Raw genomic sequence first — 22563 nt, forward strand, 5'->3', positions numbered from 1 at the left:
ATGCTGCGACGCCGTCTCTTCATCGCCTCCTTCCTCGCGGCGCCGGTCACGCTCTACCTCGTCTACGTGATCGCGCCGTATCTGCAGGCGTTCTACATCGCGATGACCGACTGGCGCGGCGTCTCCGCCGCGCCGCGGTTCGTCGGCTTCGACAACTTCCGGCGCCTGTTCGACGACGGGATCTTCTGGAAGGCGGTGTGGCACAACGGGCTGCTGCTGGTGCTGCTGCCCCTGATCACCATCGTCGTCGCGCTGTTCTTCGCGTTCCTGCTGAACGTGGGGGGCAACGGCATCGCGGGCGTGGCGGGCTCGAAGTTCTACCGGGTGGTGTTCTTCTTCCCTCAGGTGCTTGCCGTGGCCGTGGTCGCCGTGCTGTTCCAGCAGGTCTTCAGGCCTGACGGCAGCGGCATGCTCAACGGCCCGCTCATGTCACTCGGCCTGTCGCCGGTCGGCTTCCTGTCCGATCCGTCGATCGCGTTCTGGTCCGTGCTGGGCGTGATGATCTGGCAGGCCGTCGGCTTCTACGTCGTGCTCTTCTCAGCCGGCCTCGCCTCGATCCCCGGAGACATGTTCGAGGCCGCGCAGATCGACGGGGCGGGACGCTTCTCGCTGTTCTTCCGCATCACGCTCCCGCTGCTCTGGGACACCGTCCAGGTCGCCTGGGTCTACCTCGGCATCCTCGCCCTCGACGTCTTCGCGATCGTGTGGGTGATGACCGACCAGCACGGCGGTCCCGACTTCTCCACCACCGTCATGGCCGCCGAGATCTACCGCAACGCCTTCCAGTACTTCCGCTTCGGCTACGCCTCCGCCCTCGGCGTCGTCATGTTCTTCTTCACCATCGGCTTCGCGATCCTGGCCCTGCGCCTCTCGCGTCGGGAACGAATCGAGTACTGATGTACCTATCGCGCAAGCGCCTCCAGGTGGAACGGCGGCGGCGACTCGGGCCGCTGTCGGCGCTCACGCACGTGGCGCTGCTGGTCTGGACCGTCCTCGTGGTCGTCCCGATCCTGTGGACCTTCCTCGCGTCGGTCAAGAGCGAGGACGAGATCTTCGGTGACGCGTGGTCGCTTCCCGCCTCGATCCGGTGGGACAACTTCGCCAGGGCGTGGGAGCAGGCCCACATCGGCCAGTACATGCTCAACAGCGTCATCGTCGTGTCGTTCAGCACGCTCGGCACGATGCTGCTGGGCTCCATGGCGGCGTACGTGCTGGCACGCTATCCCTTCCGCGGCAACCGCGGCTTCTACCTGCTGTTCGTCTCCGGCCTGGCCTTCCCCGTCTACCTGGCGCTGACCCCGCTGTTCTTCGTGGTGCAGAACATGGGGCGGGTCATCCCCTTCATCGGCCTGAACACCCACGCGGGTCTGGTGCTGGTGTACATCGCCTACTCCCTGCCCTTCACGGTGTTCTTCCTCGCCGCCTTCTTCCGCACCCTGCCGACCGCGGTGGCGGAGGCGGCCCTGGTGGACGGCGCCTCGCACACACGCGTCTTCTTCCAGATCATGCTGCCGATGGCCAGGCCTGGCATCGTGAGCATCACGATCTTCAACGTGCTCGGCCAGTGGAACCAGTACCAGCTCCCGCTGGTCCTGCTGCAGGAGCGCGACAAGTGGGTGCTCACCCAGGGCATCGCCGACATCTCCACGGCCGCGGGCTACGACCAGGACTGGTCGGCGCTGTTCGCCGCGCTGACCCTCGCCATCCTGCCGATGCTCGTCGTCTACACCGTCTTCCAACGGCAGATCCAGACGGGCCTGACCGCCGGCGCGCTCAAGTAGCCTCGCTCAGTCCGGCGGTTCGGGCACCTCGCCCCCGCCGGGCTCCGACGGGGATCCCTTCCACAGTGCCTCCCGGCGCGCGGCCTCCTCGGGGTCCCCGTCGTCGTCCTGCTCGGGACGTCCTTGGCGCAGCGGCGCCGCCTCCGCCTCCGCGACCACATGGGCGTCGCGCTGGTCCACCTCGTCCGGTGTCCCGTCGTCGTTCAGTGCCCTGTCGACGCGCTCGGCCGCTTCTTCCCCCGTGTACCTGGCATCAGGTGTCTCACTCATGCTCGGCCAGCTACCCAGGAGTCCGGCGAAACACCCATATCGCCGCCGTGGATTCAGGAGGGGAGCTGCTGCAGCGTCCAGGTGTTGCCGTCGGGGTCGCTGAACCACGCGTAGGAGATGGTCGGCTTGCCCGGCGCGCTCATGTCCTCGACCTCGCCGATCTCCATTCCCCTCTCCACCAGCGCGGCTCTGGCCTCGTGGATGTCGGGGACAACCAGGTGCAGGCCGCGCACCGAGCCCGGCGCGGTGTCGACGACGCCGATGCCGATCGCGATGGAGCAGGCCGAGCCGGGCGGGGTGAGCTGCACGACCCGGAACTCCTCTCCGGGTGAGAAGTCGAGGTCGCAGGTGAACCCGGCCTTCTCGACGTAGAACTTCTTGGCGCGGTCGACGTCGGAGACGGGGACGGGGATCAGCTCGAGCTTGAATTCCATGATCGGTCGCTCTCCTGTGGCCGGAAGGTCCCTGATCGGGAGCCGGTCTCCAGTGTGATCCATTCCGCCGGTTCCCGGCGAGCGTTCACGGACCGAGCAGCGCCTCGTCCGCGGCGGGCAGCCAGGAGCCGGCGGGGCGGTCCATCCAGCCCTCCTCCTCGGCCACCGCCTGGAAGAGCGCGGTCAGTCCCGGATGCCGCAGCCCGGGCCGGTGAACCAGGCTGACAAGCGACAGCGGCACGGGATCCACCAGCGGCCGCACGACGACTCCCCGCGTCTCGCCCCAGCCGACGCTGGACAGCACGGGCTCGCCGTGCCGCCGCACGTAGACGCGAAGTTCCTCCAGCCCGATCGGGCACGCGTGCGGGTCGGCGAGCGTGAGTCCGAACTCCTCGGCCAGCTGTTTTCCGAGATCGGTCCACTCGGTGGTGTTGGGGTTGCCGCCCATGACGTCGAGGCGGAAGCCGGCCAGCGCGCTGAGCGGCACCTCCTTCAGCCGGGCCAGCGGGTGCTCCTCGGGGAGGATCACCGCCATCGGGTGCAGCCTGACGGGAACCTGTGCCAGGCGCGCCCGCGTCTCGGCGGCCAGCCCTGCGAAGCGGCCGAAGGACACGTCCACGTCTCCGGCCACGATCGCCGCGGCACCCGCCGAGAGCCCGCCGTGGAAGCGCGCGACGATCTCCGCTTCGGGCGCCAGCTCGCGTGCCCTGACCAGGTGGCGGGGCAGCCGCGTGCCGGGGCTGTTGAGGTCGACGAGCAGCGGCCCCGCGGCGCCTCGCGTCTCGGCGACCAGCTCGTCGTGGACGGCTAGCAGCCGCCTGGCCGCGGGCACCAGCCTGACGCCTGCCTCGGTCAGTTCGACCTGGCGCGTGGACCGCCTGAACAGCACGACGCCGAGCTGCTCCTCCAGGCGGCGGATGTCGCGGCTCAGTGCCTGCTGGGCCAGGTAGAGCCGGGCGGCCGCCCGGCCGAAGTGGAGTTCCTCTGCCACGGCGACGAACACCCGCAGGAGCCGGGGGTTGATGTCCACCTCCCGAGATTAACAACAAAAGAGCGTTAATCCGGAAAGTTATGGTGTTGGACGCAATGTCCGGTTCGGCGGGAGCCTTGTGGCATGTTCCTCCGCTTCTTCCGCACGTTCGGGCTGTCCAGCACGCAGGCCTTCATGCTGCTCTCCCTCCCGCAGGGCGGCGGCCACCTCCCGATGTAACCCGGTTAAAAACTTAACCGGGTTACACTATCTCCATGACCGAACTCGAGAGCGAGCGCGCCTACGTCACCGAGTGCAGAAAAGGGCTCCAGCGGATGCTCGACGGAGCCCGCGAGAACGTCATCGTGGGAGAGACCGTCGCGGGCGACCGCTACAGCGCCGAACGGCTCGGCCGCCACCTCAAGAGCCTGGCCAAGGAGCTCAGCGAGGCCCCGGACGGACCGCCGTTCTTCGGCCGCCTCGACGTCGAGGAGGGCCACCGCTACTACATCGGCCGCCGGCACATCTCCGGAGAGACCGGGCACCCGCCCGTCGTGATCGACTGGCGGGCCCCGGTCTCGACCGCCTTCTACCGCGCCCACGCGGGCGACAGACGCGGGATCCTCATGCGCCGCAGGTACGGCTGGGCCGACCTGACCCTCACCGGCTTCGAGGACGAGCACCTCGACGGCGGCGCGCAGGTCGCCAGCAGGATCCTCGCCGCCGAGATCGAGCGGCCCAGGGTCGGCCCCATGCGCGACATCGTCGCCACCATCCAGCCCGAGCAGGACGAGCTGGTCAGGGCCGAGCTGGAGGAGTCGATCTGCGTGCAGGGCGCGCCCGGCACCGGCAAGACCGCCGTCGGCCTGCACAGGGCGGCCTACCTGCTCTACGCCCACCGGCAGCGGCTCGACCGGCACGGCGTGCTCATCCTCGGCCCCAACCGCGCCTTCCTCGGCTACATCGGCGCCGTCCTGCCCGCGCTGGGCGAGGTCGACGTCGAGCAGACGACCGTGGACGATCTGCTCCGGCGGGTCCAGGTGAAGGGCACCGACTCCGCCGAGGCCGCGGTCGTCAAACACGACGAGCGCATGGCCGCGGTGCTCAGAAAAGCGCTGTACGGGAGGATCGCCAAGCCGGCCGAGCCGGTGACCGTGCGCGACGGGGCCTTCGTGTGGCGGGTCCAGCAGGAGGACCTGCGGCGCATCGTCGACGACGCGAGACGGGCGGCGCTGCCGTACCGGATCGGGAGGGAGCGGGTGCTTTCGCAGACCGTCGCACTGATCAGACGCCAGGCCGAGCTGCGCGGCCGCACCGCGACCGCGGCGTGGATGCGCGCGATGACCAGAGGAGCGACGCCCGCGATCGACGCCGTCTGGCCGAACGTGAAGGCGGAGGAAGTACTGACCGAGCTGCTCGCCGACCCGACCGGGCCCGCCGAGGGGATCCTCGCCCCCGAGGAACGGCGGGCGATCACCCGCGCGCGCAAGACGTGGACGGCGGCGGACAACGTGCTGATCGACGAGTTGGAGGGGCTGCTCGACCACCCGAAGGGCTACGGGCACGTGATCGTGGACGAGGCGCAGGACCTGTCGCCGATGCAGTGCAGGGCCATCGCCCGCAGGAGCGAGTACGGCTCGCTGACGGTGCTCGGCGACCTGGCCCAGGGCACCACCCCGTGGGCGGCGGCCGACTGGGCCGACCAGCTGAAGAGCCTGGGCAAGCCGGACGCCACCGTGATCGCGCTGACGACCGGGTTCAGAGTGCCCGCCGCGGTCGTCGAGCTGGCCAACGGGCTGCTCGACGACCTGGGCGCCAACGTGCCGCGCACCCGCTCGTTCCGGTCGGAGGGACGGCTGCTGATGCGGGCCGACGGCGAGGCGGCGGCGGCCGTCACCGAGGCCATGGCCTTCGAGGGCTCGGTCGGCGTGATCGCGGCCGACCACGAGCTGCCCGGACTGGTGGCGCGGCTGCGGGCCGCGGGCGTGGACCTCGCGCCGGTGGACGAGCCCGGCGCGAGGGTGACCGCGGTGCCGGCGAGCATGGCCAAGGGGCTGGAGTACGACCATGTGGTGGTCGTCGACCCGGAGGCCATCGTCGCCGCCGAGCCGCGCGGCATGAACCGCCTCTACGTGGCGCTCACCAGGGCGGTCTCGCGGCTCGACGTGGTGGGCCCGCTGCCGCTCACACGGACCCGCGGAGCGAGCGGGCCGCGCTGACCAGGTTGGCCAGCGACGCCTCGACCTGCTCGTAGGTGCGGGTCTTCAGGCCGCAGTCAGGGTTGACCCAGAGCCGATCGGCGGGCAGCACGCCGAGCGCCTCCTTCAGCAGCGCCTCCACCTCGGCCTCCGCCGGCACGCGAGGGGAGTGGATGTCGTACACGCCGGGGCCGAGGCCGCGGGAGTAGCCGCCGACGTTCTTCAGGATCCGCGCCCCCGACCTGGCCGACTCGATCGTGGTCACGTCGGCGTCGAGGCCGTCGATGGCCGCCAGGATCTGGTCGGCGTCGGAGTAGCAGAGGTGCGTGTGGATCTGGGTGCGGTCGGCGGCCACCGAGGTCGCCCTGCGGTAGGCGGCCACCGCCCACTCCAGGTAGTCCTCCTGGGCGCCGGCCCGCAGGGGGAGCAGCTCGCGCAGCGCCGGCTCGTCCACCTGGATGATCGAGATGCCCGCCGCCTCCAGGTCGCGCACCTCCTCCGCGATGGCGTCGGCGACCTGGAACGTCACCTCGCGCAACGGCAGGTCGTCGCGGACGAACGACCAGGCGACGATCGTGACGGGGCCGGTCAGCATGCCCTTGACCGGCTTGGCCGTCAGCGAGCTCGCGTACGTCGCCCATCGCACGGTGATGGGGGCAGGGCGGCTGACGTCGCCGTGCAGCAGCGGCGGCCTGGTGCAGCGCGAGCCGTACGACTGGACCCAGCCGTGCCTGGTCACCGCGAACCCGTCGAGGTGCTCGGCGAAGTACTGCACCATGTCGTTGCGCTCGGGCTCACCGTGGACGAGCACGTCGAGGCCGAGCCGTTCCTGCACCCTGATCGCGCGCTCGATCTCCTTCTCCACCAGCGCCTCGTAGTCGGCCACCGGCAGCGACCTGTCGGCGCGGGCCGCCCGCAGCTCGCTCGTCTGCGGGAAGGAGCCGATCGTGGTGACGGGCAGGAGCGGAAGGTCGAGGTGCCCGGCCTGGGCCCTGGCCCGCACGGGATAGGGACTGCGGCGGGCGGGCGCGACGCCGTCCCTGCGGGCCCGCGTCACCGTCTCCTCCAGGCCGGGCGCCGCGCCCTCGGCGAACAGGCGGGCGAGCGTGACCACCTCGGCCACCTTCTCCTCCGCGAACGCCAGCCGCTCGCGCAGGCCCGGCTCCAGCTCGTCCTCCACCGCCACCGTGTACGGCACGTGCTGCAGCGAGCACGAGGTGCTCACCACCACGTCGTCCGCCTGTACGGCCCGCAGCGCCGCCAGCGCCCTGGCCTGCGAGGTGCGCCAGACGTCCCGTCCCGACACCACGCCCGCCACCACCGTCTTGCCCGGCAGCGCGGGCGCCTGGCCCCGCACCAGGTCCACGCCGATCGCCTCGACCGGCGTCGCCGCCAGCACAGGCAGCGCCTCGCCGAGGTCGCCGAAGTAGCTCGCCACCAGCAGCGAGGGCCTGGCCGCCGTCGAGCCCAGGCGGTCGTAGGCGGACCGCACCGCCGCCAGCTCGGCCGGCGTCCGATCCCCGACCAGCGCGGGCTCGTCGAACTGCGCCCACGCCACCCCCTCCGCGGCCAGTGCCGACAGCAGCTCCTCGTAGCAGCCGAGCACGTCGTCGAGCCGGTCGAGCGCGTTCGAGAGCAGGAGGAAGGTCACGGGGCCGATCACCACGGGCCGCGTCTCGAACCCGAGCGCCCTCGCCTGCCGCACCTCGCCGAGCGGCTTGGCGGCGTCCAGCTTGAAGACGGTGCCGGGGCCGATCTCCGGAACGATGTAGTGGTAGTTGGTGTCGAACCACTTGGTCATCCGCAGCGGGGGCAGGCCCTGGGTGCCGCGCGCCATCGCGAAGTAGGGGTCCTCGGCGTCCCTGTAGCGCTCCGGCACCGCGCCGACCATCACCGCCGTGTCGAGCACCTGGTCGTAGAGCGAGAAGGTGTTGGACGGCAGCCCTTCGAGCCCGAGCTCGGCCAGCCGCCGCCACGTCTGCTCGCGCAGCTCAGCGCCCACCCGCTCCAGCTCCGCGCGGGTGGCGCGCCCGTCCCAGTACGACTCGAGGGCTCGCTTCAGCTCGCGGTCGGGACCGATCCGCGGGTAACCCAGCACGGTGGACGAAGGAAAAGAAGTCATGCGCCAACCGAACACGCGCGGCCGCTTCCGGTGCATCATCTATTGATGCTGCTTATGCTCAGGGAGATCCAGTGCTTCGAGCGCGTCGCCGCGCTGCTCAGCTTCTCCCGGGCGGCCGCCGAGCTCGGCATGTCGCAGCCCGCGGTCAGCCAGGCCGTCACCCGGCTGGAGAAGGCCCTGGGTCTCCGGCTCTTCGACAGGTCCGCCCGCGCGGTGCGGCTGACTCCCGAGGGCAAGGCCCTGCTCGGCCACGCGCACCAGGTGCTCGACAGCGTGACCGCCTTCGGCCTTGAGGGGGCGCGACTGGCCAGGCCGGTCATTCATCTGGCTTATCCACCGCTGGCGGGGCCGCTCGTCGCCCGCGTCGCCAGAAGGCTCGCGGGGCGGGGGATCGCCGTCGAACTCGTCACCGCGGGGCGGGGCGCGGCGGCCAGGGCGCTGGACGAGGGGGAGGCCTCGGCGGCGATCGTGGCCGTGCCCGCGCCGCCCAGGTTCGTCACGGGGGCCAGATTCCATGTGACCGTGGACAGGCTCGCCGTACCGGTGGACCACGCCTGGCGGTCCAGGGTCACGGCCGCCGAGCTCGGCGGCCGTGACGTGCTGATCCCCGGCGGCCGGTGGGCCGGCCTGCCCGGCAGGCACCGGCAGGTGGCCGACGACGACTTCGGCGCGGCGCTCGACCTGGTCGCCGCGGGCGTGGGGCTGCTGCCGATCCCGCAGCTGGTCGCCAGGACCGTGCGCCGCGACGACATCAGGTTCGTCCCGCTGGAGGCCGCCGACCTGCGCCTCACCTACACGCTGGCATGGCAGGGCGAGGCGGTCACGCCCGAGCTGATGGCGCTGGTCCAGACGGTGCAGCAGGCGCTGTGGACACGGTGACGTTCTTCAGCGCCTCGCGCCTGCTCAGGCCGCTGATGCCCTTGGCCTCGACGTAGCGGACGACCTCGCGCGGATTGGTCTTGGCGTACTCGCGCAGCGCCCAGCCGATCGCCTTGCGGGCGAAGAAGTCGATGTCGGACAGGCTCGGCTCGATGCACGCGTAGAGCAGCGCGGTGTCGGTGCGCTCCTTGAACCTGTTCTGGGCCAGGATCGCGGTGCGTCGCTTCCACAGGTTCTCCGCGTGCGCCCACTCCAGCAGGAGCGGCCGCATGGCGTCGGGGTAGGCGGCCAGCAGCCCGCCCACCCGGTGCGTGGCGATCTCGTCGACCAGATCCCACCACGCGCCCGAGACGACCATCTCCTCGTACATCGGGACGGTGTAGAGCGTCTGGAAGTCCCTGTAGAAGCGGAAACCCGACAGCTCGATCGCGGCGTAGCGCTCCTCCCGGAACTCGGCCTCCCGCCACAGCTCCAGCACCGAGCGCCGCCACTCGGGCGCGGACTCGATGCGGTGCTCGGCGAACACCTTCTTCAGCGCGGCCCGCCGCGGCCCCGACTGCACGCCGAGGAAGGGCATCTGCGACTTCATGTAGGCCTGCATCGCCGGGGCCTTGTCGGGCTCGGCGACCTCCAGCAGTGCCAGCCGTACCACCTTCGGGAGGCTCATGCCTGCGGCTGGGTGGTCCGCTCGCCGGTGGCCAGGCCGTCGAAGAGCACGGTGATGTAGTGCTCGGCCAGGCCCGCGGTGTTGAGCCTGCCGCCGGGGCGGAACCAGCGCACCGCCACCCAGATCGTGTCGCGGATCATGCGGTAGGTCAGCTTCGGGTCGACGTCGGCGCGGAACTGCCCGGCCGCCTGGCCCGCCTTGATCTGCCGCACCCACATCTGCTCCACGTCGTCCTCGGCCTTGACGAGGTAGTTGAAGCGGGGGAACTGGCGCAGATAGTTCCAGTCGTTCTGCATCACGGTGATCGCGGCGCGATGCGGCTCCAGCGTGCCGAACCCGATGCGCACCATCTCCGACAGCACGGTGCGCGGGTCGCCGCCGCTCTCCAGGGCCGCCCGGTAGCGGGCGATCAGGTCGTCGAGGAAGGTGGACAGCACCTCGTCGACGATCGTCTCCTTGGAGTCGAAGTGGTGGTAGAGACTTCCTGAGAGGATGCCGGCCTCGTTGGCGATCTCGCGAACGGTCGTCGCCTGGAAGCCCTTGCGTGCGAAGATCTCGGCGGCGAGCTTCACGAGGTGGTCACGGCGCTCCGAGGCCGATCCCGACGCGGCGGCGCGCTTGGTCTTCGGCGGCGCGGCGGTCGGGTTCTTTCGTGTTGTCACGCCTCCATTATGGGCCTTTGCGCAATCGCTTGTTCACAGAACACCCGCAGCTCACCGGCACTTCCGAACCGAACCAAGCGCTTGCTAGGATTCGGGCATGAGCGAGGCCTACATCGTCGGCGCGGTCAGGACCCCCGTGGGTCGCAGGAACGGCGGCCTGGCCGGGGCGCACCCCGCTGACCTGGGCGCCCACGTCATCGGCGCGGTGGTCTCCGACATCGACCCTTCCGCGGTCGACGACGTGATCTTCGGCTGCGTCGACACGGTCGGCCCCCAGGCCGGCGACATCGCCCGCACCTGCTGGCTGGCCGCGGGACTGCCGGAGGAGGTGCCCGGCGTGACCGTCGACAGGCAGTGCGGCTCCTCCCAGCAGGCGCTGCACTTCGCGGCGCAAGCGGTGCTCTCGGGCACGGCGGACCTGGTCGTGGCGGGCGGGGTGCAGAACATGAGCATGGTCCCGATCTCCTCGGCCATGTCCTTCCCCGGCTTCGACACGCCGTTCTCCGGCTCCAAGGGCTGGGCGGCGCGGTACGGCTCGCAGGAGGTCTCGCAGTTCGCGGGCGCCGAACGGATCGCCGCCTCGTGGGGCATCTCCCGCCAGGAGATGGAGGCCTTCGCGCTCACCTCGCACGAGCGGGCCCTGCATGCCGTCGACACGGGCAGGTTCGCCCGGCAGATCATCCCCTACGAGGGCGTCGAGGTGGATGAGGGACCGCGCAGGGACACGTCGCTGGAGAAGATGGCGGCGCTGCGCCCGCTGCTGCCCGACGGGTCGCTGACGGCCGCGCTGTCCTCGCAGATCTCCGACGGGGCCGCGGCGCTGCTCGTCGCCTCGGAGCGGGCCGTACGCGATCACGGGCTCACGCCGCGCGCCCGCGTCCACCACCTGTCGGTGCGCGGCGCGAGCCCCATCGTCATGCTCGACGCGCCCATTCCCGCCACCGAGCACGCGCTGGCCAGGGCGGGGATGTCCATCGCCGACCTCGCCGCCGTCGAGATCAACGAGGCGTTCGCCTCCGTGGTGCTGGCCTGGCTCAAGGCGACAGGCGCCGACCCCGCGATCGTCAACCCCAACGGCGGCGCCATCGCCCTCGGCCACCCGCTGGGCGCGACGGGTGCGGTGCTGGCGGTCAAGCTGCTGCACGAGCTGGAGCGGGTCGGCGGACGCTACGGCCTGCAGACGATGTGCGAAGGCGGCGGACAGGCGAACGTGACCATCCTCGAACGTCTGTGACGGCACCGTCCACGAACGCCTGTGACGGCTAGGTCGATGGCCGCATGGCCTGCCGCGCCCTGCTCATGGCCGCGGTCATCGTCTCCAGCTCCTCGGGGGTGAGCAGGTCGATCAGGAACCTGCGCACCACCTCGACGTGCCCTGGGGCGATCTCGGCGAGCTGCCGCGCACCCTCCTCCGTGAGCACCGCGAGCACCCCGCGCTCGTCTCCCGGCGAGCTCGTGCGCTGTACCAGGCCGCGCTTCTCCAGCTGGGAGATCTGGTAGGTGAGCCCGCTCTTGGACACCACCACGCCGCGGGCCAGCTCGGTCATCCGCATCCTCCGCCCGGGGGCCGCCGACAGCAGGGTCAGCACCTCGAACTGCGGATGAGTCAGGCCCGCCGCGCCCTTCAGCTGCTCCTCGATCCGCCTCTCCAGCAGGTGTGAGGCGATCAGGAACGCTTGCCACGCGGCCATCTCCCTCTCATCCAGCCATCGTGTCTCGGTCACGTTCGCCAGTCTATGAGTTGTTCAGATTTGAACGACCATCTAGAGTGGGATTGTTCAAATCCGAACAACAATGACGGAGTAAACCATGGCTCAATCGCTCACCCTGCTGCTCGCCAGGCTGGCCATCGGCGTCACCTTTCTGATCCACGGTTGGGTGAAGTTCACCACCATGGGCGTCTCGGGCGTCACCGCGTTCTTCGAGCAGATCGGCGTTCCGCTGCCCGGTCTCGCCGCTCCCGCCGTGGCCGTGCTGGAGGTCGTCGGCGGCATCGCGCTCATCGTCGGCGCCGCGCTGCCGGTGTTCGGCGTCCTGCTGGCGCTGGACATGGTGGGCGCGATCGTCTTCGTGCACCTGCCCAACGGGTTCCTGGCCGAGAAGGGCGGCATCGAGCTCCCGCTCGTCCTCGGCGCGGCCTGCCTCGCGCTGGCGTTCACCGGCGGCGGCGCGCTGGCGGCCGACCGCCTGTGGCAGCGTCGCAAGGCGGCCGTCGCGGCCTGAGCGCTGTGCGTACCATCGGGCTATGCCCAACCCGTTCACTCTGGGCGTCGCGTCGGGTGAGCCGTTACCGGACGGTGTGATCCTCTGGACCAGGCTGACCGGCCTGTCCCATCCAGTCGAGGTGCGATGGCAGCTCGCGGAGGACGACCGGTTCGCCAGAGTCGTCCAGCAGGGCACCGTGCAGGCCCTGCCCGCGTGGGCCCACAGCGTCCACGTCAGGGTCGAGGGATTACGTCCCGCGACCGACTACTTCTACCGGTTCAGGTCCGGATCGGAGCTAAGTCCTGCGGGCCGTACCAGGACCGCGCCCGACGCCGCCTCCACCCAGCAGGTCCGCTTCGCGGCCGCCAACTGCCAGCGCTTCGAGCACGGCTGGTTCACCGCCTACCGCCACCTCGCGGCCGAGCGCCCGGACGTGGTCTTCCACCTCGGCGACTACATCTACGAGTACGGCAGGCCGGCACAGGGCGTGCGCCGTGTCGATCCCCCCGAGGAGACCACCACCCTCGCCGGGTACCGCGCCCGCTATGCCGCCTACAAGCGCGATCCCGACCTCCAGGCCGCCCACGCCGCCGCCCCGTGGGTGCCGACCTGGGACGACCACGAGGTGATGGACAACTATCAGGGGCGCGGCGACGGCTCCGACCGCTTCCTCAGACGTAGGGCCGCCGCCTACCAGGCCTACTACGAGCACATGCCGCTGCGCGTGCGCCCGCGCGAGGGGGCGCTGCAGATGTACCGCAGGCGCACCTACGGCCTGGTCGCCGACTTCATGGTCCTGGACGTGCGCCAGTTCCGCGACGCGGGCACCATGCTGGGCGCCGCCCAGGAGTCGTGGCTGCTGTCCAGGCTGACCTCCACTCCCGTCAGGTGGCGGGTCCTGGTGCAGCCGCTGTTCTTCACCCGCAGGTTCGTCCCCGGGCCGCCGCCGAACCTGCGCAAGGACGCCTGGGACGGCCGCCCCGAGCAGCGCGCCCGCCTGCTCGCCGCCGTCTCGCGGAACCTGGTGGTGCTCAGCGGCGACGTGCACAACGCGTGGGCCGGTGACGTCGTCGACGCCGCGGGGCAGACGGTCGGGGCGGAGTTCGTCGGCTCCGCGATCAGCAGCAACCCCCCGGTCACTGACGGTCCCGGCGTGCTGGCCGCCAACCCGCACCTGCGCTATTTCGACGCTCATCGCGGCTACCTGTCGGGGGCGGTGAGCCAGGCCGAGTTCCGCGTCGCGTTCAAAGGGGTGGACTTCGTCGACAGGAAGGACGCCCCTGTCCGTACACTTGCCGAGTTCGTCACGGAGGGCCGTGGAATCAGACGCGTTGACGTCTGAAGATGCCTCTAGAAAATAGGAAACTTTCCTATTAGATTTCGGTCATGCCCAAGCCTGGCCGCGACTTGCTTCGCCTTGCCGACTCCGTCGTCCTCCCGGGATTCGTCGGGACGACGCCCCCCGACTGGCTCCGCCACCGCCTGTCCGAAGGCCTGGCGGGCGTGGTGCTCTTCTCCCGCAACATCGCCGGCCCCGCCCAGGTGGCCGAGCTGACGGCGGCGCTGCACGCGGACAACCCCGCTGCGCTGGTCGGAGTGGACGAGGAGTCGGGCGAGGTGACCAGGCTCGAGGTCGCCAAGGGAAGCAGCAGGCCCGGCAACTACTCGCTCGGCGTGGTGGACGACGTCGCGCTCACCGAGGAGCTCGCCCGCGACCTCGGCCGCGACCTGGCCGCCGCGGGGATCACGATCGACTTCGCGCCCTCCGCGGACGTGAACTCCAACCCCGGCAACCCCGTCATCGGCCTGCGCGCCTTCGGCGCCGACCCCGCGCTCGTGGCCAGGCACACCAGGGCCTTCGTCCGCGGACTCCAGGCGACGGGAGTGGCGGCCTGCGCCAAGCACTTCCCAGGACACGGCGACACCGCGGTCGACTCCCACCACAGCGTGCCGGTGGTGGCGGGCGACATCGAAGAGCACCTGCTCCCCTTTCGCGCGGCCGTCGAGGAAGGCGTGCGAGCGATCATGACGGGGCACCTGCTCGTGCCCCGCTACGACGACCTGCGGCCCGCCACGCTCAGCCCGCACGTGCTGACCGCCCTGCTCCGCGAGGAACTCGGCTTCGACGGAATGATCATCACTGACGGGATCGAGATGGCGGCCGTCTCCGGCGCCCACGGCGTGGGCGGGGCGTCGGCCATGGCGATCGCCGCGGGCGCCGACGCGATCTGCGTAGGCGGCGAGCGCTCGGACGAGGTGACGGCCGTCGAGGTGCGTGACGCGATCGCCCACGCGGTGCTGGAAGGCAGGCTGCCGGAGGAGCGCCTGGCCGATGCCGCGCGCAGGGTCACGGGACTCGGGGCGTGGTCGGCGGCCACCAGGGCCGCGCAGAACGGCCAGGGCGGGGCGAACGACGACGGCCACGCGGTCGAGGGCGAGATCGGCCTCATCGCCGCCCGCCGCGCCGTCAGGGTCACCCGCAGGACCTCCGCGCCCATCCTCCCGCTGACCGTCGCGCCACAGGTCGTCGAGTTCGCCCCCGAGATGAACCTGGCCATCGACAAGGGCACGCCGTGGGGCGTGGGCGAGCCGTTGAGCAAGCTCCTGCCCGGCACCACCGTCAACAGGCTCACCGCCGAGGAGTCGCGCGCCGCCGTCCTGGAGAACCTGCTCAGATCCGCCGCCGACCGCCCGCTGGTGATCGTCGCCCGCGACGCCCACCGCTACCCGTGGCAGTCCGAGGCGATCAGCCACCTGCTCAGCGCCCGCGCCGACGCCGTGGTGGTGGAGATGGGCCTGCCCGAGCGCTCCGACCTCGGCGCGGTCCACATCGCCACATACGGCTCGGCCCGCGTCTGCGGGCAGGCCGCGGCCGAGGTGATCACGGGTAGCCTGTGACGTCGTGAACTTCGACGGCGAGGACCTCTCCCACCTCTCTATGGCCGACCGTCTCACGGCGGACGAGACGCACCTCTTCCGCGACTGCGACCTCACCGAGACCGACTTCTGGGGCGCGTCGCTGGCCGGGGCCAGGTTCGAGTCGTGCGTGCTCGAGCAGACCGACTTCCGCAAGGCCGACCTCGACGGCGCGGTGTTCACCGGCGGGGGAGGCCTGCGGGCCAGGTTCGCCGACGCCGACCTGCTCGACGCCGGCTTCACCGACGTCGACCTGTCCTCCGCGCACTTCGGCGGTGCGCTGCTGACCGACGCCGCCTTCAGCGGCTGCCGCATGATCGGCGCGTCGCTCACCGGATCGAGGGGCACGGGATTCACTCTCGCGCGCTCGAACCTGACGATGGCCAACCTGGGCGGCTGCTCACTGCGCGGTCAGACGCTCGAGGGCATCAGGTTCGACGACGCCGACCTGTCGGGCTGCGACTTCACCGAGGCCGTCTTCAGCGACTGCCGCCTGATCGGCACGAAGGTGCTGAAGACGGTCTTCGCCAAGGCCGACCTGCGGGGAGCCGACCTCGGCGAACCCGACGACGCCAAGCTGCGCGCCCTGTCCGGCGCGATCATCAACCAGGCGCAGGCCAACGCGATCCTCGGTGCCCGCGGGCTCACGGTGGTGTGAGCCGCCCGAGCACCTGGCCGGCCTCGGCCATGATCCGCTCGACCAGCTCCTCGCACGAGGGCAGGTCGTCGAGCACGCCCACCACCTGGCCGGCGGCCATCACCCCGAGATCGGTGCGGCCCTCGACCATGGCCGCCCTGAGCATCATCGGGGTGTTGGCCGCCTGCAGCACCTGGGCCCAGCTCAGGTCCCTGCCCGCCCGCATCCTGCGGCCCTCGCCGACCAGCTGTCCCCAGCCGAGGCCCGACAGCCGTCTGAAGCGCGCCGCGTTGACGAGCGCGCGCAGCAGGCGGGTGCGTTCGAGCGAGGCGACGAACGGCGTGGCGAGCACCCGGTGCGGCACCCCGTCCACCTTGCGGGTCACGATCGTGTCGGTGGCCTCCAGGTAGAGCCGCTTCACCTGGTCGGGCACGGGGGAGTCCTTGGTGAGCAGGAACCGGGTGCCCATGGCGATGCCGGCCGCGCCGTACGCCATGGCCGCCACCAGGCCGCGGCCGTCGAAGAAGCCGCCGGCGGCGATCACGGGGATGTCGACGGAGTCGACGACCTGGGGCAGGAGCAGCGTGGTGGGGACGGGACCGGTGTGGCCGCCGCCCTCGCCGCCCTGGACGATCACCGCGTCCACTCCCCACGCGGCGACCTTCTCGGCGTGGCGGCGCGCGCCGACGGAGGGGATCGTGACGACGCCCGCCTCCTTGAGCCTGTCGATGAGCTCCCTGCGCGGCGCCAGGGCGAAGGAGGCCACTCTGACCCCCTCACGGATCATGATCTCAACCCGTTCGGCGGCGTCGCCGGCGTCGGAGCGGATGTTGACGCCGAAGGGCGCGCCGGTGCGCTCCTTCACCTCGCGGATCGCCGTCGTCATCTCCGCCACGGACATGGTGGAGGCGGCGATGACGCCGAGGCCCCCCGCGCCCGACGTGGCGGCGGCGAGCCTGGCCCCCGCCACGTAGCCCATGCCGGTCTGCACGATCGGGTAACGGCAGCCGACCAGGTCGGTGAGCGCGGTTCTCATAGCGCCTCGCGCAGGTTGCCGGGGTCGAGCGTCTCCAGGACGCGGCGCTCGTCGTCGGTCGGCAGCCGCGTGGTGGGCACGTCGGGCGGGACGACCAGGTCGAAGCCGGTCGCCTGGACCACCTCGGCGACGTCGACACCGGGGTGGACCGACACCAGCCGCATCGACCCGTCCGGAGTGCGGAGGTCGAGCACCGCGAGGTTCGTCACCACCCTGCGGATCATCGGGCCGCCCACGCCGGAGACCATGTCGACCTGCTCGACGAACACGCGAGGGCTGTGCTTGGGGATCCAGTAGCTCGTCGGGCAGCAGACGGTGTTGCCCGGCGCCCCCCGCACGCCGAGGAGCTGGGCCTTGGGCCGCTCCCACGGGCCGATGCAGGAGATGTTGGTGTTGCCGAACCTGTCGATCTGCGAGGCGCCGAGGAACACGTGCCGCCTGCCGTTCAGCACCAGCCACAGGTGCTCGCGGAAGGGCAGCCAGCCCTCCACCACGCCGGGCGCGTCGCCGGTCAGCAGGCACACGCCGTCGGTCGTGATCAGGTCGGGCTCGAACGTCATCCTGGCCAGGCGCGCGGCCAGCAACGTGATCGGCCCGCCGATCCCGGCCGCCACGATCTCGCCGTCGCCCCTGAACGCCTCGGCACAGGCGACCACGCACACATCAGCCCTGCTCATCGCGATGCTCCTGCCGCATACTCCTGCCACGGCGTCGTGGCGTACCTGCGCTGCTCCGCCTCGTTCCTGCCGTAGTCGGGCTCGCACGAGGTGAAGCCCGCGCCCCCAGGGGCCTCGACCACGCCCGCCACGAACGACCTGCTGATCAGCAGGGACTGCACCGGCCCCTCCTTCAGCAGGTCGGCGCTGTCGACGAGCCGCTCGCATGAGACGTAGCAGCTCGTGGCCGCCTTGGCGTAGAGGTCGTCGAAGTAGGGGTCGGGGCCGAGGTACTGCGCGTTGCCGCGCCTGTCGGCCCTGTTGAGGTGCACCAGCGCGACGTCCATGGTCAGCGCGGGCACCGCCACCAGGTCCTCCTCCGTGTACGGCGAGCGCACCGTCCTCAGCTCGGGGTTGACCCGCATGACGTCGGACCCGAGCCCCGCCCGCGTCGGCAGGAAGGGCAGCCGGTGCGCGGCGGCCAGCAGGCCGAACATGAACATGCCCTCGTCGTACTCGGTGAACTCGATCGCGCCCCGCTGCCTGGCGGTCCTGAAGTGCGGTTCGAGGGGGATGGTGTCGAGCGTGACGAAGGGGGCCACGACCCTGCGCACCTTGCCCGCCGCGCACAGCATGCCGACGTCGGCGCCGCCGTACGAGATGATCGTCAGGTCGGTGGCGGGGGAGCGGAGCAGGGCGTGGACGAGCGCCATCGGCTTGCGGCGCGACCCCCATCCGCCGACGCCCACGGTCATGCCGCTCTCGATCCTGGCCGCGACCTCGTCGGCCGTCATCACCTTGCTCACCGCAGGAACCTCTCTCTGTGCTCGTCGCCCGCGCCCATCAGGTTCAGCTCGAAGGTGAGACCCTGCTCGAAGCGGTAGCTGCGCTTGACGTCGACCGGGTCGATGCCGTTGAGCGACTCCTTGGCGCGGCGGATCACGTAGGGGTCCTTGTCGGCGATCCGTCCTGCCACCTCCATGGCCGTGGCGCGCAGTTCGTCGCGCGGCGTCACGTGCAGCACCGAGCCGAACGCGTGCAGCTCGTGCGCGGTGACGTTCCTGCACGTGTAGACCATCGCGCGCATGAGGTGCTGCGGCACGAGCCTGGCCAGGTGGGTGGCCGCGCCGAGCGCGCCCCTGTCCACCTCGGGCAGTCCGAAGTAGGCGTCCTCGCTGGCGAGCACGATGTCGGCGTTGCCCGCCAGGCCGACGCCGCCGCCCAGGCAGAAGCCGTGCACGGCCGCGATCACCGGCACCTCGCAGTCGTAGACGGCCGCGAACGCCCGGTAGCACCCCCGGTTGGCGCCCACGAGCGCGGCGTGACCTTCGTCTTCCTGCATCTCCCTGATGTCCACGCCCGCGTTGAACCCGCGGCCCTCCGCTCTCAGCACCACGACCCTGGTCCCGGGGTCCTGCCCCGCGGCCTGGACGGCCTGCGCGAGGTCGTGCCAGTCCCGCACCCGCAGCGCGTTGACAGGGGGGACGTCGACGACCACCTCGGCGATCGGTCCCGCCCGCAGCGTGATTCCCATGACGCTCCTGTCGTTACCTAACGCTTGCTTGGTACCGTAGCATCCGTGATCTCCTACGACTACACCGGCAAGGTGGTCCTGGTGACCGGCGGAACCAAGGGCCTCGGGCTGGGGATCGCCCGCGCCTTCGCCGCCGCGGGAGCCGACGTGATCGTCTGCGCCAGGACCCCTCCCGCGGGAGCGCCGGATCTCGGGCCTGGCGCCCGGTTCGTCCAGGCGGACGTGCGAGAGCCCGGCGACCTGGAGCGGCTGTTCGGCGGGCTCGACCGGCTCGACGTGGTGGTCAACAACGCGGGCGGCGCGCCGTACGCGATGGTCGCGGGCACCTCGTCCCGCCTGCACGCACGCGTCATCGAGCTGAACCTGACGGCGCCGCTCCTGGTCGCCCAGCGCGCGCACCCTCTGCTCGCCGCCGCGGGCGGAGCGGTGCTCATGATCGGCAGCACCAGCGGCACCCGCCCGTCCCCCGGCACCTCCGCTTATGGCGCGGCCAAGGCGGGCCTGCACCACCTCGCCGCGTGCCTGGCCGCCGAGTGGGCTCCCGATGTCAGGGTGAACACGGTCGTGGTCGGCCTGGCCAGGACGGAGAACGCCGCCGAGCACTACAACGACAGGATCGACGTCATCAACGCGACCATCCCCGCGGGGCGGATGGCCGAGCCGGACGACGTCGGCGAGGTCTGCCTGTGGCTGGCGGCCTCCCGCTACGTCACGGGCGCGCAGGTTCTCGTGCACGGAGGCGGCGAGACCCCTGCCTGGAAATGGCTCGCATCTGATGAAATCTCCCGATAACCAAGGAGGGCGTGTGGCGAGGATCTGTGAAGACCGGGTCGTCATCGTGACGGGCGCGGGGCGCGGCATCGGCAGGGAGCACGCGCTGGAGTTCGCCAGGCAGGGTGCCAAGGTCGTCGTCAACGACCTGGGCACCGGGCGCGACGGCGGCGGCAGGTCGGGCGCGCCCGCCCTCGACGTGGTGGAGGAGATCCGCGAGTCGGGCGGCCAGGCGGTGGCCAACTGCGACGACGTGGCCGACTGGGACGGCGCCGCCAGGCTCGTCAAGATGGCGGTCAGCGCGTACGGCCGGCTGGACGTCCTGGTCAGCAACGCGGGCTTCCTGCGTGACCGCATGCTCGTCTCGATGACCGAGCACGAGTGGGACGAGGTGATCAGGGTCCACCTGAAGGGCCACTTCCTCCCCTTGCGGCACGCCGCCGCGCACTGGAGGGAGCGGGCGAAGGCGGGCGAGCGGGTGGAAGGCCGCGTCGTCAACACCTCGTCGGGCGCGGGCCTGCTCGGCAGCGTCGGGCAGGGCAACTACGCCGCGGCCAAGGGCGGCATCGCGACGCTCACCCAGGTCGCCGCGGCGGAACTCGGCCGTTACGGGGTGACCGTCAACGCCATCGCCCCCGCGGCCAGGACGAGGATGACCGAGGAGGTGTTCGCCGCCACCATGACGAGGCCGGAGGCGGGCTTCGACCCCATGGACCCGGCGAACGTCGCGCCGCTGGTGACCTGGCTCGGCTCCGTCGGCTCCGGGCATGTCACGGGGCGGGTCTTCGAGGTGGAGGGCGGGAGGATCGGGCTTGCCACCGGCTGGCGCCATGGACCCGCCGTGGACGGGGGTCGCCGCTGGGATCCCGCCGAGGTGGGCGAGGCGGTCACCGCCCTGCTCGAGCGGGCACCCGAGCCCGAGCCGGTCTACGGATCGTGAGGCCGCCGTCCGGTGGAGAAGCCTGAGCGGCGAGGAGTCTGCCACAGAATAATCTTCTGATTACTAAGAGCTACACATCGAATGCACTCAGCTATATGATCGCTTTGGCTTTGACCTCACCCGGTCAAGCGGAGTCAAACGGACAGTCGCGCACCATGGGCCCAAGGTGCGCATCGGTCCACGACCCCCACTGGCGAAGGAGCTGAAGTGATCAAGAAGCTGTGCGCAACCGGTGCCGTTCTGGCAGCGGCCACGGGCGTCACGCTGCTGGCGGCCCCCGCACACGCCGATACCTGGACCAGCAACTGGAGCCGCAACAGCGACTCCTGGCAGTCCGGCAACAACTTCGGGAACGTCGCGGCCTTCAATCACGGCGGCAGCGATTCCACCAACGTCAACAACATCAACGGTATCGCCAACACCGCCACCGACGGCAGCATCACGGTGACATACATCTTCTACTAGGCGGCACGTCTTCCTCATGCCTAATGGAACGTTCCATCATCCCCTGAACTGGAAGGAAGTCGACATGCTCAAGAAGCTCTGCGTCACCGGGATCGTCGTCGCGGCCGCCGGCGCCACCCTCATGAGTGCTCCTGCCAGCGCCGACACCTACATCCGCAACGGCAGTCACAACCACGAGGCGTCGCAGTCGGGCAACAACTTCGGCAACGTGTATGCGGGCAACATCGGCACGCGTCGCGCGACCAACGTCAACAACATCAACGGCAACGCCGCCACCGCCACCAACGGCAGCGGTGTGGGCATCAGGGTCTGGGTCGACTAGCCGGCCCCGAAAGCGTGCGAGCCGGGTCGGCGACGGCCCGGCTCGCGCCGGTTTTCCTACCGCGTACTATCCCTCGGGTGACTATCTGTGCATATGTGACATTTGGTGATGACGACTCCCGGGACGACGAGCGTGACCTCGTCATCGCCGCGTGGCGTGCCGCGGGCATCGACGGGCAGGCCGTGCGCTGGGACGATCCCGAGGCCGACTGGAGCGCGTTCGACGCGGCCGTCGTGCGCTCGGTGTGGGACTACCTGGACAGGCGCGAGGAGTTCCTGGCATGGGCCAGGGCGACGGCGGGTGTGACCAGGTTGCTCAACCCGGCTGCGGTCCTGGAGACCAATACCGACAAGGCCTACCTGCGTGAGCTGGGCGTGCCGACCGTGCCGACGCACTGGTCGGCGGACGGCATGCCGCAGTGGAGCGAGTACGTCGTCAAGCCGACGGTCTCGGCGGGGGCGCGCGACACGATCAGGACCACCGACAGGGCGGTCGCGCAGGCGCACGCGCAGGCGCTGGAGGCCTCGGGGCGCACGCCGATGGTCCAGCCGTACCTCGACATGGTCGAGGCCGAGGGCGAGACGTCACTGCTCTACTTCAACAGGACCTTCAGCCACGCCGTCCGGCGCAACGCGATGCTCGCCGGCGGGCAGAGCCTCGCCGACAACTCCCGTGCCGAGCCGCGCACGCCTGCCGACGACCAGGTCGAGCTCGCCGAGAAGGTGCTCGCGGCGGTGCAGGGCGAGCTCCTCTACGCCAGGGTCGACCTCATCAGGCTCCCCGACGGCAGCCCTGCGCTCATGGAGCTGGAGGTCACCGAGCCCTACCTGTTCCTGCGCTACGCCGAAGGGGCGGCGGCCAACCTTGCGAGGGCGCTCACCGAGCTGCTCTGACGCGCGGAAAACCCGTTGCGAGGTGCGGCGGCGGATTGGTTGACTGCCGATGACGAGCAGGCACACGAGCGGACGCGAGGGGGGATGTTGATGCCCGCGGGCACCGAGGTCGCCGTCGCGCGCCCTCGAGCGGACTCACCTTCTCGCCGGAGCGGCCGGCGGGGCTGACTCCGCATGGCGGTGAGCGACGGCACAGATGTCCCGT

Annotated in this window: 25 protein-coding genes; 14 read left to right on the top strand and 11 right to left on the bottom strand. The window is 70.7% G+C overall.

Annotation, left to right across the window (positions count from 1 at the left end; translation table 11 throughout):
* Entirely contained in the window at positions 1-897 is an 897-nt protein-coding gene (locus tag AC3EO4_RS28180) for a carbohydrate ABC transporter permease (protein WP_379580996.1), read from the top strand.
* Entirely contained in the window at positions 897-1781 is an 885-nt protein-coding gene (locus AC3EO4_RS28185; protein ID WP_379580997.1) for a carbohydrate ABC transporter permease, read from the top strand. The genes AC3EO4_RS28180 and AC3EO4_RS28185 overlap by 1 nt, the downstream gene beginning before the upstream one ends.
* Before the next feature lie 6 nt (positions 1782-1787).
* Here the strand turns inward: AC3EO4_RS28185 and AC3EO4_RS28190 are convergent, their stop codons facing one another.
* The 3 genes from AC3EO4_RS28190 to AC3EO4_RS28200 all read right to left on the bottom strand — a co-directional run bounded on the left by AC3EO4_RS28190 (position 1788) and on the right by AC3EO4_RS28200 (position 3515).
* On the bottom strand, positions 1788-2051 hold the full coding sequence (locus AC3EO4_RS28190; protein ID WP_431898568.1) for a hypothetical protein: 264 nt from the start codon (positions 2049-2051) through the stop codon (positions 1788-1790).
* 53 nt (positions 2052-2104) lie between these two features.
* Positions 2105-2485, bottom strand: a complete 381-nt coding sequence (locus AC3EO4_RS28195; protein WP_431898569.1) for a VOC family protein — start codon at positions 2483-2485, stop codon at positions 2105-2107.
* A gap of 85 nt (positions 2486-2570) precedes the next feature.
* On the bottom strand, positions 2571-3515 hold the full coding sequence (locus tag AC3EO4_RS28200) for a LysR family transcriptional regulator (protein WP_431898570.1): 945 nt from the start codon (positions 3513-3515) through the stop codon (positions 2571-2573).
* Between the two features lie 215 nt (positions 3516-3730).
* On the opposite strand from AC3EO4_RS28200, the gene AC3EO4_RS28205 reads away from it, so the two are divergent.
* Entirely contained in the window at positions 3731-5674 is a 1944-nt protein-coding gene (locus AC3EO4_RS28205; protein ID WP_431898571.1) for a HelD family protein, read from the top strand.
* Here AC3EO4_RS28205 and metE read toward each other — a convergent pair.
* Complete coding sequence (gene metE / locus AC3EO4_RS28210; protein WP_379581002.1) at positions 5640-7775, bottom strand: 5-methyltetrahydropteroyltriglutamate--homocysteine S-methyltransferase; 2136 nt, start codon at positions 7773-7775, stop codon at positions 5640-5642. The genes AC3EO4_RS28205 and metE overlap by 35 nt on opposite strands.
* Before the next feature lie 45 nt (positions 7776-7820).
* Between metE and AC3EO4_RS28215 the strand changes: the two genes are divergently transcribed.
* Positions 7821-8654, top strand: a complete 834-nt coding sequence (locus tag AC3EO4_RS28215) for a LysR family transcriptional regulator (protein ID WP_431898572.1) — start codon at positions 7821-7823, stop codon at positions 8652-8654.
* Here AC3EO4_RS28215 and AC3EO4_RS28220 read toward each other — a convergent pair.
* Together AC3EO4_RS28220 and AC3EO4_RS28225 are read right to left on the bottom strand one after the other, a co-directional pair.
* Positions 8596-9321: a DNA alkylation repair protein gene (locus tag AC3EO4_RS28220; protein ID WP_431898573.1), complete on the bottom strand. Its 726-nt coding sequence runs from the start codon at positions 9319-9321 to the stop codon at positions 8596-8598. The two genes, AC3EO4_RS28215 and AC3EO4_RS28220, sit on opposite strands and share 59 nt — an antisense overlap.
* Positions 9318-9983: a TetR/AcrR family transcriptional regulator gene (locus AC3EO4_RS28225; RefSeq protein ID WP_379581005.1), complete on the bottom strand. Its 666-nt coding sequence runs from the start codon at positions 9981-9983 to the stop codon at positions 9318-9320. Before AC3EO4_RS28225 ends, AC3EO4_RS28220 begins: the two co-directional genes overlap by 4 nt.
* Before the next feature lie 97 nt (positions 9984-10080).
* On the opposite strand from AC3EO4_RS28225, the gene AC3EO4_RS28230 reads away from it, so the two are divergent.
* The gene (locus AC3EO4_RS28230) at positions 10081-11217 is read left to right on the top strand and encodes an acetyl-CoA C-acetyltransferase (RefSeq protein WP_431898574.1); all 1137 of its coding nucleotides are present in this window, start codon (positions 10081-10083) and stop codon (positions 11215-11217) included.
* 28 nt (positions 11218-11245) lie between these two features.
* Here AC3EO4_RS28230 and AC3EO4_RS28235 read toward each other — a convergent pair whose 3' ends face one another.
* Positions 11246-11707, bottom strand: a complete 462-nt coding sequence (locus AC3EO4_RS28235; RefSeq protein ID WP_379581007.1) for a MarR family winged helix-turn-helix transcriptional regulator — start codon at positions 11705-11707, stop codon at positions 11246-11248.
* Between the two features lie 85 nt (positions 11708-11792).
* Between AC3EO4_RS28235 and AC3EO4_RS28240 the strand changes: the two genes are divergently transcribed.
* The 4 genes from AC3EO4_RS28240 to AC3EO4_RS28255 are packed head-to-tail and all read left to right on the top strand — an operon-like array spanning position 11793 to position 15762.
* Positions 11793-12206 (top strand): DoxX family protein, encoded by a 414-nt coding sequence (locus tag AC3EO4_RS28240; RefSeq protein ID WP_379581008.1) that lies wholly within the window; start codon positions 11793-11795, stop codon positions 12204-12206.
* 22 nt (positions 12207-12228) lie between these two features.
* On the top strand, positions 12229-13530 hold the full coding sequence (locus AC3EO4_RS28245) for an alkaline phosphatase D family protein (RefSeq protein ID WP_379581009.1): 1302 nt from the start codon (positions 12229-12231) through the stop codon (positions 13528-13530).
* Positions 13531-13574: 44 nt separating this feature from the next.
* Entirely contained in the window at positions 13575-15086 is a 1512-nt protein-coding gene (locus AC3EO4_RS28250; RefSeq protein WP_431898575.1) for a glycoside hydrolase family 3 protein, read from the top strand.
* A gap of 4 nt (positions 15087-15090) precedes the next feature.
* Positions 15091-15762 (top strand): pentapeptide repeat-containing protein, encoded by a 672-nt coding sequence (locus AC3EO4_RS28255; protein WP_379581011.1) that lies wholly within the window; start codon positions 15091-15093, stop codon positions 15760-15762.
* On the opposite strand, the gene AC3EO4_RS28260 is transcribed toward AC3EO4_RS28255, so the two are convergent.
* Genes AC3EO4_RS28260 through AC3EO4_RS28275 form a run of 4 tightly spaced genes read right to left on the bottom strand, consistent with a single transcriptional unit; the run spans position 15749 to position 18967 of the window.
* Positions 15749-16777: an NAD(P)H-dependent flavin oxidoreductase gene (locus AC3EO4_RS28260; RefSeq protein ID WP_431898576.1), complete on the bottom strand. Its 1029-nt coding sequence runs from the start codon at positions 16775-16777 to the stop codon at positions 15749-15751. The two genes, AC3EO4_RS28255 and AC3EO4_RS28260, sit on opposite strands and share 14 nt — an antisense overlap.
* Positions 16774-17454: a CoA-transferase subunit beta gene (locus tag AC3EO4_RS28265; protein WP_379581013.1), complete on the bottom strand. Its 681-nt coding sequence runs from the start codon at positions 17452-17454 to the stop codon at positions 16774-16776. Before AC3EO4_RS28265 ends, AC3EO4_RS28260 begins: the two co-directional genes overlap by 4 nt.
* On the bottom strand, positions 17451-18227 hold the full coding sequence (locus tag AC3EO4_RS28270) for a CoA transferase subunit A (RefSeq protein WP_379581206.1): 777 nt from the start codon (positions 18225-18227) through the stop codon (positions 17451-17453). The genes AC3EO4_RS28265 and AC3EO4_RS28270 overlap by 4 nt, the downstream gene beginning before the upstream one ends.
* A gap of 8 nt (positions 18228-18235) precedes the next feature.
* Complete coding sequence (locus AC3EO4_RS28275; protein WP_431898577.1) at positions 18236-18967, bottom strand: enoyl-CoA hydratase family protein; 732 nt, start codon at positions 18965-18967, stop codon at positions 18236-18238.
* A gap of 45 nt (positions 18968-19012) precedes the next feature.
* On the opposite strand from AC3EO4_RS28275, the gene AC3EO4_RS28280 reads away from it, so the two are divergent.
* From AC3EO4_RS28280 to AC3EO4_RS28300, 5 genes are all read left to right on the top strand, one after another.
* Positions 19013-19759, top strand: a complete 747-nt coding sequence (locus AC3EO4_RS28280; RefSeq protein WP_431898578.1) for an SDR family oxidoreductase — start codon at positions 19013-19015, stop codon at positions 19757-19759.
* A complete protein-coding gene (locus tag AC3EO4_RS28285) occupies positions 19743-20678 on the top strand; it encodes an SDR family oxidoreductase (RefSeq protein WP_379581016.1) in 936 nt (311 codons plus the stop codon). The genes AC3EO4_RS28280 and AC3EO4_RS28285 overlap by 17 nt, the downstream gene beginning before the upstream one ends.
* A 207-nt stretch (positions 20679-20885) precedes the next feature.
* On the top strand, positions 20886-21143 hold the full coding sequence (locus AC3EO4_RS28290) for a hypothetical protein (protein ID WP_379581017.1): 258 nt from the start codon (positions 20886-20888) through the stop codon (positions 21141-21143).
* A 64-nt stretch (positions 21144-21207) separates the two neighbouring features.
* Positions 21208-21465 (top strand): hypothetical protein, encoded by a 258-nt coding sequence (locus tag AC3EO4_RS28295; protein WP_379581018.1) that lies wholly within the window; start codon positions 21208-21210, stop codon positions 21463-21465.
* A 77-nt stretch (positions 21466-21542) separates the two neighbouring features.
* Entirely contained in the window at positions 21543-22358 is an 816-nt protein-coding gene (locus tag AC3EO4_RS28300) for an ATP-grasp domain-containing protein (RefSeq protein WP_431898579.1), read from the top strand.
* Positions 22359-22563 lie beyond the last annotated feature (205 nt).

It is taken from the genome of Nonomuraea sp. bgisy101 (assembly GCF_057708945.1).